The 13,259-nt window shown below is 69.8% G+C and carries 11 protein-coding genes and 2 pseudogenes; 5 read left to right on the top strand and 8 right to left on the bottom strand.

Features of this window, described 5'->3' with window-relative positions:
* The 4 genes and pseudogenes from ABT115_RS18945 to ABT115_RS18930 form a co-directional block, all read left to right on the top strand.
* The coding region (locus ABT115_RS18945) for a zinc ribbon domain-containing protein (protein WP_351790844.1) at positions 1 to 252 on the top strand (252 nt) is incomplete at its 5' end.
* 44 nt (positions 253 to 296) lie between these two features.
* Positions 297 to 548 (top strand): annotated as a pseudogene (locus ABT115_RS18940) (transcriptional regulator); the annotation flags it as partial.
* A gap of 23 nt (positions 549 to 571) precedes the next feature.
* Entirely contained in the window at positions 572 to 769 is a 198-nt protein-coding gene (locus ABT115_RS18935; protein ID WP_351790841.1) for a hypothetical protein, read from the top strand.
* Positions 770 to 920: 151 nt separating this feature from the next.
* A pseudogene (locus ABT115_RS18930) lies at positions 921 to 2,260 on the top strand (MFS transporter).
* On the opposite strand, the gene ABT115_RS18925 reads toward ABT115_RS18930, so the two are convergent.
* The 4 genes from ABT115_RS18925 to ABT115_RS18910 all read right to left on the bottom strand — a co-directional run bounded on the left by ABT115_RS18925 (position 2,190) and on the right by ABT115_RS18910 (position 7,926).
* The gene (locus ABT115_RS18925) at positions 2,190 to 2,966 is read right to left on the bottom strand and encodes a YlbL family protein (protein ID WP_351790838.1); all 777 of its coding nucleotides are present in this window, start codon (positions 2,964 to 2,966) and stop codon (positions 2,190 to 2,192) included. The pseudogene ABT115_RS18930 and the gene ABT115_RS18925 overlap by 71 nt on opposite strands.
* A gap of 165 nt (positions 2,967 to 3,131) precedes the next feature.
* Positions 3,132 to 3,773, bottom strand: a complete 642-nt coding sequence (locus ABT115_RS18920; RefSeq protein ID WP_327367684.1) for an IclR family transcriptional regulator — start codon at positions 3,771 to 3,773, stop codon at positions 3,132 to 3,134.
* A 336-nt stretch (positions 3,774 to 4,109) separates the two neighbouring features.
* Positions 4,110 to 6,080 (bottom strand): hypothetical protein, encoded by a 1,971-nt coding sequence (locus ABT115_RS18915; RefSeq protein WP_351790835.1) that lies wholly within the window; start codon positions 6,078 to 6,080, stop codon positions 4,110 to 4,112.
* A gap of 193 nt (positions 6,081 to 6,273) precedes the next feature.
* Complete coding sequence (locus tag ABT115_RS18910; RefSeq protein ID WP_351790833.1) at positions 6,274 to 7,926, bottom strand: WxL domain-containing protein; 1,653 nt, start codon at positions 7,924 to 7,926, stop codon at positions 6,274 to 6,276.
* A gap of 288 nt (positions 7,927 to 8,214) precedes the next feature.
* On the opposite strand from ABT115_RS18910, the gene ABT115_RS18905 reads away from it, so the two are divergent.
* Positions 8,215 to 8,784 (top strand): hypothetical protein, encoded by a 570-nt coding sequence (locus ABT115_RS18905; RefSeq protein ID WP_351790830.1) that lies wholly within the window; start codon positions 8,215 to 8,217, stop codon positions 8,782 to 8,784.
* Between the two features lie 106 nt (positions 8,785 to 8,890).
* Here the strand turns inward: ABT115_RS18905 and ABT115_RS18900 are convergent, their stop codons facing one another.
* The 4 genes from ABT115_RS18900 to ABT115_RS18885 form a co-directional block, all read right to left on the bottom strand.
* Positions 8,891 to 10,672, bottom strand: coding sequence for a DEAD/DEAH box helicase (locus ABT115_RS18900; RefSeq protein WP_351790827.1), 1,782 nt, complete (start codon positions 10,670 to 10,672; stop codon positions 8,891 to 8,893).
* A gap of 151 nt (positions 10,673 to 10,823) precedes the next feature.
* On the bottom strand, positions 10,824 to 11,213 hold the full coding sequence (locus ABT115_RS18895; RefSeq protein ID WP_351790825.1) for a type II toxin-antitoxin system death-on-curing family toxin: 390 nt from the start codon (positions 11,211 to 11,213) through the stop codon (positions 10,824 to 10,826).
* On the bottom strand, positions 11,210 to 11,410 hold the full coding sequence (locus ABT115_RS18890) for a ribbon-helix-helix protein, CopG family (protein WP_327274949.1): 201 nt from the start codon (positions 11,408 to 11,410) through the stop codon (positions 11,210 to 11,212). The genes ABT115_RS18895 and ABT115_RS18890 overlap by 4 nt, the downstream gene beginning before the upstream one ends.
* A gap of 47 nt (positions 11,411 to 11,457) precedes the next feature.
* Entirely contained in the window at positions 11,458 to 12,933 is a 1,476-nt protein-coding gene (locus ABT115_RS18885) for an MFS transporter (RefSeq protein ID WP_351790819.1), read from the bottom strand.
* Between the last annotated feature and the right edge of the window lie 326 nt (positions 12,934 to 13,259).

The following is a 13,259-nucleotide window of genomic DNA, read 5'->3' as shown; positions in this document are numbered from 1 at the left end:
ATTCTTGACGCGGGTTGGGGGGTGTTCCTGGGCATCCTCGCGCAGAAGGCTGAAAGCGCCGCTCGCGTACTGATCCCGGTGGACCCCCGCAACACCTCGCGCACCTGCCCCGAATGCGGGCACGTGGACGGCGAGAACCGCGACGGCGAAAAGTTCCAGTGCACCGCCTGTGACCACCGCGACCACGCGGACCGGGTAGGCGCATGGAACGTCGCACTCAGGGCCGGGCTGGCCCTTCCCGACGTGGCCTAGCCACCGACAGGAGAAGCCCCCCGGATTCATCCGGGGGGAGGAGTCACGAAATCGCCACGACCCACGCCCAGGAGCTGGACACCTGGCTCGGCACGATGCACGAGTGGCCCCAGGAGTGGACCGAGAACTGGGATCTCAGCGACTTCAAGATCCGGCTCAACCCTGAGCTCAGCAGCGAACTGGCCTACAAGATCCATGACCTGGTCAACAGCTATCGCGGACGCGTCCCCGAGGACACCGAGGGCTCGGCCGTGGTCCGTACGCATCTGCACCTCTTCCCGCGCCCCAACGCCTGAGTCGACCGAAGGGACCCACCGCCATGCACCCCGACACACACCTGCAGTTGCACGCCGCCCGCTCCACCGAACTGCGCCGCCAGGCCGATGAGTTCCGCCTGATGCCGCGCACCCCGCGCGAAGACCTGAGGACCCGACTGGGCTGGACCATGGTCGAGTTGGGCCTGCGCCTGATACCGAACCGGCCCACACTTTCGGCCCACTCACCTCGCACGGCCTAGAGTCATGGACGGGGGGTGAACAACAGTTCCTATGAACACAAACGAAAACACGGACGGCAACAGGAGCGCCGGCGCGCACGGCGCACCGCACGCCGGAAGTCGCGACCGCAGGCCGCTCGCCTCGGTCCTGGCGGCCAACTCGATCTCCACCATGGGGAATTCACTCACCCTGATCGGGGTACCGTGGTTCGTCCTGGAGACCACGGGCAGCGCGGGACGGGCCGGTGTCGTCGCCTCTGCGCGACGCTGCCGATCGTCGTCTCGGCACTGATCGGCGGGCCTGTCATCGACCGGATCGGACGTCGGCGGGTCTCCGTCGCCTCCGACCTGGTGTGCGGCCTCGCCGTCGCCGCCATCCCGCTGCTGCATTACGCGGACGCGCTTGACTTCTGGATGCTGTGCGCGCTGATGGCGGTCAGCGGACTCCTGCACACCCCGGGAAACACGGCGCGCTACGTCCTCGTACCCGATCTCGCCGAGCACGCCGACACCACTCTCGCCCGCGCCGCCAGCCTCTTCGACGCTGTCTCGCGCGGCGCCCGGATGGTCGGGGCGGCACTGGCCGGCGTACTGATCGCGCTGGTCGGCGCGGAGATCGTACTGCTGCTGGACGCTGCGACGTTCCTGACGTCCGCGCTGCTGATCGCGGCCGGGGTACGAGGAGTACGCGCGGCCGAGCCGCGAAAGGCCACCGCTCCCGTCTCGCTGCGGGCATACCGCGCCGAACTACGCGAGGGATACACCTACTTGCTGGGCAACCGGCTGCTGCTCGCGGTCGTGGTGATGGTCCTCTTCATGAACGGCACCGATCAGGGCTGGAACGCCGTCCTGCTGCCGGTGCACGCCTCCGCCGAGCTGGGCGGGGCCAGGGACATCGGGCTGCTCACCGCACTGTTCGGCGCGGGCGGGCTCACCGGCGCGCTGCTGTACGGGGTGGTCGGGCACCGTTTCTCGCGGCGGGCCGTCTTCACGGTGTGCGTGGTGCTGTGCGGGGCGCCCAGGTATGCGGTCGCGGCGCTGACCGGGACGACGCTGCCGCTCGCCGTGACCATGGCGCTGAGCGGCATCGCGGGCGGGGTGCTGAACCCGATCCTGACGACGGTGATCTACGGAAGCGTGCCCGACGAGCTGCGCAGCCGGGTCTCCGGGGTCCTCACAGCGGGCGGCGAACTGGCCATGCCGGTGGGCGGTCTCGCGGCCGGCCTGCTGGTGGAGAGCGCGGGCGCGAGGGGTGCGCTACTGGCGATGGGCGGGGTGTACCTGCTGGCGACGCTGAGCCCGCTGGTGTTCCCGGTGTGGCGGACGATGGACGGAGCGGGGGCCGGGGATGCGGCAGCGGGGTCCGCGGCCCGGTCCGGGTCCGAGTCCGAGTCCGGGCGTGCGGTACCGGAGGCCTCCCTGCCGTCACCGGCCGCCGAGGTCAGCAGCTCGGGACCTTGCGCCCCTGATCCAGCGCGTGGAGCGAGGACACCGCGCTGTTCAGAGTCGTGACCGGGATCAGCCGGAGCCCCTCGGGAAGCTCGGCGGTCGCCTCCCTGCACTCGGCCTTCGGGACGAGGAAGACGGTCGCACCGTCGCGGTGCGCGGCCTGAGTCTTCAGCGACACCCCGCCGACCGGGCCGACCGCCCCGTTCGACTGGATCGTGCCGGTGCCCGCGATGGTGCGGCCACCCGTGAGATCGCCGCCGTCAAGCTTGTCGACGATGCCGAGCGCGAAGAACAGGCCCGCACTGGGTCCGCCGACATCGGCAAGGTTCAGGGTGACGTCGACCGAGTTCTTGGGCATGCCAAGGTAGTTCAGGGCCGCGTCGACGGCTGAGTTCTGCGACTTCTTCATGTCTTCGAGGTTGTGCTTCTCGATCTCCTTCTCGGAGCCGCCGGTCGGGTAGACCGAGTCGTGGGGCATGACCGCACGGTCCGTCCGGAACCAGCTGTCGACCACATCGCCGATCCCGACCTCGACGGTCGGCCCGGTCGCGAGGATCGTCGTCATCCGCAACTGCCCGCTGGTGGGCCGGGTCGGCGCGCCCTCGATACTGATCACGGGTTTGCCGTGATCGTTCCCGAGCACGTTCGCGGTCATGCCGGGCTGCGCCACCGTGAACGGCAGAGGCGCGAAGGCGGCTACGCCGAACAGGGCGAGAACAGGCAGGGCGCACAGGGCGATGGTGCGGGAGCGCGAGCGACGAGTGAACACCCACCCAATCTAACCGCCGGGGCGGTGGTACGGGCCGGGTGGTCGGACGCCCCGGGCCCCGCCCCGGCTGCCCGGCTCCCGTGGAGGGGGCCACCGGACGGCCCCGGTGTTACGGCCTCACCCACGTTGGCAGCGGCGTCGCACCGCCAATCGTGGGTGAGGCCGTTACCTCAGCGCGTCCGCCACCTCGCGGGCCGCGTCCACGACTCGTGGGCCGACACGCTCGGGTACGGCGTCCGCGAGCATCACCACGCCCACGCTGCCCTCGACCCCCGTCACCCCGACCAGCGCAGCCGCCGCACCGCTCGCCCCGGCTTCCAGTTCGCCGTGGGTGAGGGTGAAGGCGGTCTCGCCCACCGGCTTCTGGCGGGCGGCGAGGATCGCCCGGCCCGCGGCACCCCGGTCCAGCGGGTGGCGGAAGCCGGCCCGGTAGGCCACGTGGTAGTCGGTCCAGGTCGGCTCGACGACAGCGACCGCCAGCGCGTCACTGCCGTCGACCAGCGTGAGATGGGCGGTGGCCCCGATGTCCTCGGCGAGGGACCGCAGCGCGGGCAGCGCGGCTTCCCGTACGAGCGGATGCACCTGGCGGCCCAGGCGCAGCACACCCAGGCCCACCCTGGCCCGGCCGCCCAGATCGCGGCGTACCAGGGCGTGTTGTTCCAGGGTGGCCAGCAGACGGTAGACCACGGTTCGGTTGACGCCGAGTTTGTTGGACAACTCGGTGACGGTCAGGCCGTGGTCGGTGTCGGCGAGCAGTTTGAGGACTCGCAGTCCCCGGTCGAGCGTCTGGGAGGTCTCCGCGGTCACGACGCTCTCTCCTCTTTGGTGAGTGGCGGCTGGTTCCCACGGAATGTGCGCCCCCGGTCCCAGCGGCGACGCACGGAGAGGCCGCCGGCCTGGCCAAGGCAACCGGCTGCGCTCCGCGGCGGCGTTGCCACGGGGCGTGCATATTTTTTGGGACAGTAGCGAGCCAGTCCGCTCAGCGGAAGACCCCGTTCAGAATCCGGGCGTCAGCGGAAGTGGAGTTGTGGTGAAGAAGCATCCGCACCGGTCAGCGCGGCGCCGACCGAAACCTGGACGTCTACGCGCGTCCAGGTCGGCCGACAGCTCGACGGCGCCCCGCATACCGGACGTGAACGGACGTTAGCTCACCGTGAACGACTGTTGCACAACTTTTCCGTTCACAAGCACCTCACAGGCCCTGATCGACCTCGTCGCCGGGTCGCGGACGGTGAAGTTGAGGGCAAAGGTGCCGTCGAGTCCGATGACCCGGGTGACGTACGAGTCCGAGGTCTGCTTCCCGTCCGCGGTGCGACCTGTCACCGAGACCGTGGCGACGGGAGCGAAGCCCCGGCCGGTCACCTGGACCACCGTGCCGACGGGCCCCTCGGACGGCGAGAGCGCGAAGGAAGGTCCGGCGGGGACGGTCCCGCCCTGGACGGTGAACGCCGCGGTCTCGGTGCGCGGGTTGACAAGGACCTCCCGGACCCGGATCGCGACGGTGTCGGTGGCGTTGACCGTGAAGGTCTGCGAGAACGCCCCGTCCAGCCCGACCACCTTCGTCTGCACCGGGTCGGAGGTCTGCGATCCGTCGGCCCGCAGCCCGACGACGGATACGGTGGCGACCTTCGCGAACCCCTGCCCGAGCACGGTGACGGCGGTGCCCTTCGGCCCGGCCGACGGGGTGAGGACGACAAAGGTCGGGGCGACGGTCAGCGGAGTGAGGGCCTGCGCTCCTCCTGCGGTGACCTGGAGCGCGTACACGGCGCGCGGGGTGGATCCGGCCACGGTGACCGTACCGGCGAGCGTTCCGTCGGCGTTGATCCGGAGAGTGGAGCCGCTGATCCGTGCGCTGTCGCAGGCGCTGCCGTCGGCGGCGCAGAGCGCGGCGGCGGGCGTGGCCCCGGTCGGCCAGTCGCCACCGGAGAGAGTGATCGTTCCGCCGGGTTTGACCTTCGCCGCGCCAGCGGAGAGCGTCGCGGAGGCGTCGGTCACGGCGAACGGGGTGGTCAGTACGGTCGCCGGGTCGTTGCCCTCGTCGACCTGGATCGAGGCGATGGCCGGGTCGGAGACGGTGAAGTCGGCGCTGAACGTGCCGTCGGGGGTGCTCTTCACGTAGACGGCGGTATCGTCGAGCGTCGCACCGCTGGCGTCCAGGCCGACGGTGTTGATCCACTGGTCCTGGTGGTAGTTGCTGCCGGTGACCGCGATGACGCTGCCGAGCGGCGCGCCGGCACGGGAGAGCGCGATGGCCCGTGGCCCGCCGGGCTGATACGCCTTGACGGTCAGGGGTGCGGTCGCCTCCTTCGTACCGTCGCCGACCTTCACCAGGTACGAGCCGTCGGGCACCGCGCCCGCGGCGGCGAGCACCGCGCTTCCGGTCAGCTCCCCCGAGCCGCTGATCGCGAGGCTGCTGGAGACGAACTTGCCGGTGTCGCAGCCACCGCCGTCCGCCGCGCAGAGCGACGGTACGGGGGTGGCGCCGACGGTCCACAGGCTGCCCGTCAGAGCGACACCGGTGGACGGCCGGACTGCGGCGGTGGGCGCGGTCAGGGTGGCCGGATGGCCCGCGGTGCCCTCGGCGGTGACGGTGCCGATGGAACCGCCGCCGCTGACCACGTCGCACGGGGTCTCATAGGTGGAGCCGAGCACCTTCGTACGCGTCAGATTGCGCACCGGGGTGAAGGAAATCGGTCCGCTCGCGTCGGCGGGGATGATGAAGTCCCCTTCGTACGGCGGGATCTCGATCGGCTTCCCGGACGGGATGTTGAGGTTGATCTGGGGCCCGGTGACGGTGACCGTGCCGGTGGCGCCGCCCGACATGGCGAAGTCGATGCTGGGGGTGGTGGGCACATCGCTCAGGCTGAGTCCGCTGGTGGCGGGCGACGGGCCGAGGGTGACCTTGGCGTGTACCTTGCCGCCCGGGTCGACGATCGCCGGCGAGAGGTCGACACTCATCTGCTGCGGCCCGGTCGCCTCGCCCTGGCCTGCGGGCAGGGAGCAGTGGACGGTCGGCGTGATCGTACCGGCGTGGGCGGCGGGGGCGAGTGCGAGGGTTCCGCCGGTCCAGACGAGCACGGCCCCGGTGGTGAGGGCGACGGCGCGGCGTAGCACCGCACCGTGTCTTTCCGGCTTTCTCGATCCTTCCGTTTTTCTCGATCTCGGCCGTACGAACATGCGACTCCTCCATGACTACGGGAATGCTCCGAATTCGAAATGGCGACGCCCGCCTGCTCCATTGCGATACGGAGCAGGCGGGCATCTCCGGGTCTTTCCCCCTGACGGCTCTCAGAGAAGCCGACGGCCCTCAGAGAAGAGTGAGTGTCAGGGTGGCGCTGTAGTCTCCGGGCCGGGTGGATCCGGGAATCGTCAGTGTGAGATCGGCGTCGGCGTCGAACCGGCCGCCGGTGAACGGTCGGGATCCGTCCGGATTCATCCGGCAGAGGCTCGCCGCCTCGCTCCCGAGCGCGGCGGGCGCCCCTGCCACCGGCACGCCCACACTCCCGTTCTGCGCCGTGCACTTGGGTGTCCACCGCACGGCGCCCGCCGGGATGGTGTCCCCGCCGGCGCTGGTGAAGCCGGTGAGGGTGGCGGTCAGGGACCAGCCGCTGTTGACGCCGCGGGCGTCCTCCACCTCGACCCGGTTGAGCCGGGAGCGCTGCACACCGCTGCCGGTGCCCAGGACCGTCGTACCGAAGTCGACGGTGTCGCCGTCCTGGACCATGGACAGCGTCCCGGCCCTGACCGAGGTGTTCAGCTTCTGATCGGCGCTGCCACCGCCTCCTCCCCCGCCCGTGGAGACGGTGAACGGGGCCGTCCGCACGGTCGCCGGATCATTCCCCTCGTCGGCCTGGACGGCGACGACGGCATCGGAGATCACGGTGAACTCGACGGCGAAGGTGCCGTCCGAGCCGCTCTTGACGTAGACCGCGCTGTCGTCGAGCCCGGTGCCCGTCGCATCGAGGCCGATGACATTGATCCAGCGGTCCGGGTTGTAGTTCTTGCCGCTGACCGTGATCACACTGCCGACCGGTCCGCTGCTCTGCGAGAGCGAGATCTCGCGGTCGCCGGCCGCGACGGCCTTGACGGTGAGGGGAGCTGCGGCTTCCTTCGTGCCGTCGTTGACCTTCACCTCGTACGCGCCGTCCGGCACCGCCCCGGCCTCCGCGAGGGTGGCCGTGCCGTGCAGCGTTCCGTAACTGTCGATGGTGAGGGAGTGGCTCTTGAACTTCAGCGGATCGCAGCCGCCACCGCCCACCGCGCAGAGCGAAGGCACGGGGGTACCGCCCGGTGTCCAGCCCGAACCACCCAGCATCACCGGGGTGTTGGGGCGTACGGAATCGGCGGGGGCGGTCAGGGTGGCGGGCTCGGAGCCGGTGCCCTCCACCGTGACGGTGCCGATGCTGCCGCCCCCGTCGACCACGTCGCAGGGCGTCTCGAAGACCGAGCCGAGCACCTTGGTCTGCGTCAGTGTGCGGACCGGGGCGAACGAGATGTCGCCGGATGCGTTCGCCGGAACCAGGAAGTCGCCCTCGTACGGAGGGAGTTCGATGGGCTTTCCGGCCGGGATGTCCATCGTGAACTCGGCACCCCGCACGGTGACGGTGCCGGCGGCCCCGCCGGACATGGCGAGGTCGAGGCTGGGGATGGTCGGCACGTCGTCCAGCGCGAGAGCACTGGTGGCGGGGGACGGGCCGAGGGTGACCTTGGCGTGGACCTTGCCGCCCGGGGCGACGACCGCGGGCGACAGCTCGACGGTCATCTCCTGCGGCCCGGTCGCCTCGCCCTGCCCGGCGGGCAGGGAGCAGTGGACGGTCGGGGTGACCGTGCCGGCGGCCTGCCGCCCTGACTGCCGCGCGTCCGGCGGGGCGGCCTGGGCGGTGGCCCCGACGCAGCTCAGTGACAGTACGAAGCAGGCAGCGAGCAGACCGGTCACGCCGGGTCTTCGTCGTCGGATCACCAGACACCCCTCCATGGCCCATTGATTTGCGCACATTGAGGAGGTCGCACGCAGAGAAGTCAAGAGAGAATTGACTGATCATTACCCGGAGAGTGATCGTTACCTGAAATGCCTGAAAAGCATTTCCATGGACACTTTCCACGCACCTGTTGACATCTCTTGACATCTCTGGAGATCACAGTTTCACTGCACCCGATATGCCGGGCCCGGCACGCAGATCCGCAAGAAGATCGCGCGCAGCGATTTCCTCGAATCAGAGGAATCCAACCGGAAGGAGTTCCTCCCGTCATGTCGATCACTTCTGTACGGCCGTTGAGAGTACGGCCGTCGACCCGAAGACGCGTCCGCGTCCCGCTCGTGCTCGCCGCGGCCTGTTCCGCGGCCGCCGCGCTCGCCCTGGCGCCGACGGCCCAGGCTGTGACCCCGCTCACCGCGACGGCTACGTACGACTGCGGAACCTGGGGCAGCGGTCTCGCCACCCTGACCGCCACCGACTCGGGCACGTCCAAGACCATCAAGCTCAACTCAAGCGCGATCACCATGCCGCCCGGCTCCGCTGCCGACCCGAACAGCATCACCACGACGCTCAAGCTCACCAAGACCTCGGGCGGCGTCACCAGTCAGGTGCAGTTCTCCGGGAAGGCCAACCCCGGCATGACCAGCCCCAACCCGATCACTCTGGGACCGCTGAAGCTCACCTCCGGCACCCTGGCGGCGGGTGACACCACGAACTCCGTGGTCCTGTCCGGTCCACCGAGCGCCACCAACTGGTCACTGCAGATCGTGACCTCGTCCCCGACGTCGGCCACGGTTCAGTGTGTGGCCACGGTCAACCAGTCCGCACCGTTCGTCTGGTAACCGTCCGCCTGGTGTCCATCCGTCCGGCAACCGCACCCGATCCGCACGCACAACGCCGGCCCGGGGCGAGGACCACTGCCCCCGCCCCGGGCCGGCCACTCCACCGTCACCTCATCCGGGTGGCCCACTCCTGAACCTTCTCGATCCGCTGCTGGATCTGCCCGGCCGTGGCCTCCGCACTCGGTGGCCCGCCGCACACCCGGCGCAGCTCGGTGTGGATCACCCCGTGCGGCTTGCCGCTCTGGTGGGTGTATGCCGACACCATCGTGTTGAGCTGCTTGCGCAGTCCCAGCAGCTGCTTGTGCGTGACCACCGGCCGCGCCTCGGCCGGCTTCTCCAGCAGATCGGCGTCCGAGGCCGGCTTCTGGCGGCTGTGCGCGATCTGCCGGGTCTGCCGCTTCTGGAGCAGCAACTGCACCTGGTCGGGTTCGAGGAGCCCCGGAATCCCCAGGTAGTCCTGCTCCTCCTCGCTTCCGGGGTGCGCCTGCATGCCGAATTCGGCACCGTCGTACAGCACCCGGTCGAAGACCGCGTCGGATTCGAGGGCCTCGAAGGGCAGTTGCTCCTCGGTCTCCTCGTCCTCCAGCTTCTCGGCGTCGGCGAGGAGCTTGTCCTCCTCCGCGAACGGGTTCTCCTCGTCGCTGCCCTTCTTGGGCTTGTCGAGGACGTGGTCCCGTTCGACCTCCATCTCGTTGGCGAAGTCGAGGAGCATCGGAATCGTCGGCAGGAAGACGGAAGCGGTCTCGCCGCGCCTGCGTGAACGCACAAAACGCCCGACGGCCTGCGCGAAGAAGAGCGGCGTGGAGATGGTGGTGGCGTACACGCCCACGGCGAGCCGCGGTACGTCGACGCCCTCCGACACCATGCGGACCGCGACCATCCAGCGCGATTCGTCCGCGCTGAACTGGTCGATCTTCTTCGACGCGGCCTTCTCGTCGGAGAGGACCACGGTGGCCTTCTCGCCCGTGACCTTCCTCAGGATCTTGGCGTACTCGCGCGCCGACTCCTGATCGGTTGCGATGACGAGCCCACCAGCGTCCGGAATGCCCTTGCGCACCTCGGTCAGCCGCTTGTCGGCGGCGCTCAGCACATTGGGGATCCAGTCCCCGGTGGGCGAAAGGGCGGTGCGCCAGGCCTGCCCGATGGCGTCCTTGGTCATCGGCTCGCCGAGCCGGGCGGCGATCTCGTCTCCGGCCTTGGTGCGCCAGCGCATGTTGCCGCTGTAGCTGAGGAAGATCACGGGCCGGACGACGCCGTCGGCGAGCGCGTTGCCGTAGCCGTAGGTGTAGTCGGCCGAGGAGCGCCGGATGCCGTCATTGCCCTCCTCGTACGCGACGAAGGGGATCGGGTTGGTGTCGGACCGGAACGGCGTACCGGTGAGCGCGAGCCGCCGGGTGGCCGGGTCGAACGCCTCCTGGCAGGCCTCGCCCCAGGACTTCGAGTCACCGGCGTGGTGGATCTCGTCGAGGATGACGAGTGTTTTGCGCTGCTCGCACCGGTTGCGGTGCAGCATCGGTCGGACGCCTACACCCGCGTAGGTGACTGCGACCCCGTTGTACTCCTTGCTCAGCGGGCCCGCGCTGTACTCGGGGTCGAGCTTGATCCCTATCCGGGCCGCGGCCTCGGCCCACTGCTTCTTCAGATGCTCGGTCGGCGCGACGACGGTGACCTGCTGCACCACGTGGTGGTGCAGCAGCCATGACGCGAGGGTCAGCGCGAAGGTGGTCTTCCCCGCGCCGGGGGTGGCGACCGCGAGGAAGTCGCGCGGCTGTTCCTGGATGTATTTCTCCATGGCGCCCTGCTGCCAGGCTCGCAGCTTCCCGGCCGTGCCCCAGGGGGCACGGCCGGGAAAGGCGGGTGAGAGGTGGTGGGAGGCGGTAGTAGTCACGGTCTCCGGTTCGGGGCTCTCGGGTACGTGGGGCGCTGTCCGTACAAGCCGGGACGGGCCCGTACGCGATACGGCAACCGGGCCACCCTACCGGGGGGCCGGGCGTGAACCGCCTCGAACTGCGCCGCCCCGCACGGAACTGCGATGGCTGTCACACGTCGTCGACGACCAGCTCGAGCAGCCCCTGAGAGATGACTTTCACCTCGTCCATTTCCCCTGTGGCCACCGCGATGACCAGGCGTTCCGCAGCATCGATATCGGGACGCAGATCCACCCCGTTCATCGCCAGGAAGGTCACGCACGACAGCCAGGCCGTGCGTTTGTTGCCGTCGAAGAGCGGATGGTTGATCGCCAGGGACTGCAGGAGCGCGGCGGCCTTGTCGATCAGGTCCGGGTACGCCTCCTCGCCGAACATGGCTGCGGAGGGACGGTGTGCCGCCGATTCGAGGAGTCCGGCGTCGCGCACGACGACATGCATGTCCGCGCAGGCATGTTCGGCGATGACGAGGATGTCCTCGGACGTCAGGTAGACACAGGTCACTTGAGCCGGTCCATCAGCTCGCTCCACTTGGCCGCCTGCTCCTTGGCCGTCTTGCGGACGATGGCCTGCTGAGCCGTCCTGGCCAGGTAGTCGTCCACAGCCTGCAGCAGTATGGCGTGCATGCTGGTCCCCTCCTGCTCCGCTCGCTGCTTGAGGGCCTCGGTCTGATCGTCACGAAGACGCAGGTTCATAGCCATACCAAAACGGTACCATCGAGTGGGGCCAGAGTGGTACCAAACGATACCTAAGGCTTTGTCCGCACCCGCGTAGCCACCCACGCCCCCACCAGCGCCACCCCCGCCATCGGCAGGAAGACCGCCGCGAACGCCCCCGGGTGGGACCCCGACGCCCCCGCCTCCGCCGCCCCGTGCACGGCCCCCACCGCACCGCCGCCGAGCGCCGCGAAGGCCGCCCCGCCCGCGGCCAGCAGCAGCACGTTCGACAGCCCGTCGGAGATCTGGAGGGCGGCCGAGTTCGCCCCCGCCTCCTGGGGCGCCGACAGCTTCAGCAGCAGCACGCTCGTCGATGCGATCACCATGCCCATGCCGAAGCACCCGAAGGCCCAGGCCACGGCCACGGTCCAGACCGGCACCGCGTCGATCAGCACGGACGGCGCGGCCGCGATCGCCGCGGCGACCAGCACCATGCCGCCCACCATCAGGCGCTCCCGGTACGGTTCGAGCCGCGGCCGGGACTGCACGTACGAACCGAGCGCCCAGGTCCCGCCCCCGGCCGCGAGCGAGAGCCCGGCCAGTGTCGGGCTCAGCCCGCGCTCGGTCACCAGCATCAGCGGTACGAATGACTCGGCGGCGATGAACGACCCGGCCGCGATCCCGCGCAACAGCACCACCGACGGCAGCCCGCGCGCCGCCCGGCCCGTGCCCGGGGGCAGCAGCCCGCGCACGGCGGGAACGAGCAGAGCGACACCTGCGACGGCCGGAAGCAGCGCGAACCAGTTCAGCTCCTGCCCGGCGTACTGGAGCAGCCCCGCCCCCAGCGAGATGCAGAGGGCGAGAAGGATGCGGCGCCGGTCGTACGGTTCGACGGGTGCCGCCGGATCGGCCGGCCCCGACGCCCGGCGCCGGATCGCGGGCAGCGCGAGCACCAGCGGAAACACCACGAGGACGGGGATGCCGATGAAGACCCACCGCCACCCCAGATGCTCGGTCACGCTCCCGGCGGCGAGCGGCCCGACGACGGACGGGATCACCCAGCTCGCGGCGAACGCGGCCATGATCGACGGCCGCAAATGCTCCGGATAGGCCCTGCTGATCACCACGTACAACGCCACGATCACCAGCCCGCCGCCAAGCCCCTGGACGGCCCGCCCGGCAATGAACATCCACATGCTGCCCGCCGTACCCGACAGCAGCAGCCCGGCCCCGAAGGCACTGATCCCGGTGGCGAGCGGCGCCAGCGGCCCACGCCGGTCCGCCCACTGCCCGGAGAGAACCATGGCGAACAGGCTGGTGGTGAAGTAGGCGGAGAACGCGAACGCGTAGAGCGGGATGCCGTGCAGCTCCCGGGCGGCGACCGGCATCGCGGTCCCCACGGCGGTCGCCTCGAAGGCGATCAGGAACACGACGGAGACGATGCCGATGCTCAGCGCCCGATAGGTTCGCCCGAGCACCCCTTCGGTTTCGGCGGGCGGGACCGGTGTCGCCGCTTCGACGGCGGTGCCGCTGCCGCTACCGGCGTCTCGTGGTTCCAGGGCACTCATGAGCCCCAGAGTAAGGGGCAAGATCTGATGTGGCCCCTGTCGCGAGACGGTCCGCCGCTCGTACGTTGGTCGTAGGACCGCAGAGCCGAACTTGAACGCGGTATGGCAGTCGCATTGCACAGCTTCCCACGCAGAGCCGGGTCGACCCCGGGATCACTCACGGCGATTTCTACCGACTCGAATCCGCACCAGGTCCCCACATACGAGAGAAGGCGACATACGAGAGAAGGGGGCCCCCCCGGCCCCCGCGCGGGGGGGGGGGGGGGAAAAGCTCCGGCCCGCGCGGAGGAGGGGGGCATAGGCGCGAGCAAGTAAAGAGACAGAAA

The organism is Streptomyces sp. NPDC001832 (genome assembly GCF_040297265.1).
In the GTDB taxonomy this organism is placed as follows: Bacteria; Actinomycetota; Actinomycetes; order Streptomycetales; family Streptomycetaceae; genus Streptomyces.
Note: the sequence above shows the minus strand (reverse complement) of the source record. Positions and strands in the feature narration are given on the sequence as shown.

Excerpts from the sequence above, each read along its gene's own strand:
- ABT115_RS18935 (WP_351790841.1), top strand. The coding sequence starts at position 572 with ATGCACCCCGACACACACCTGCAGTTGCACGCCGCCCGCTCCACCGAA.
- ABT115_RS18905 (WP_351790830.1), top strand. The coding sequence starts at position 8,215 with ATGTCGATCACTTCTGTACGGCCGTTGAGAGTACGGCCGTCGACCCGA.
- ABT115_RS18890 (WP_327274949.1), bottom strand. The coding sequence starts at position 11,410 with ATGGCTATGAACCTGCGTCTTCGTGACGATCAGACCGAGGCCCTCAAG.
- ABT115_RS18885 (WP_351790819.1), bottom strand. The coding sequence starts at position 12,933 with ATGAGTGCCCTGGAACCACGAGACGCCGGTAGCGGCAGCGGCACCGCC.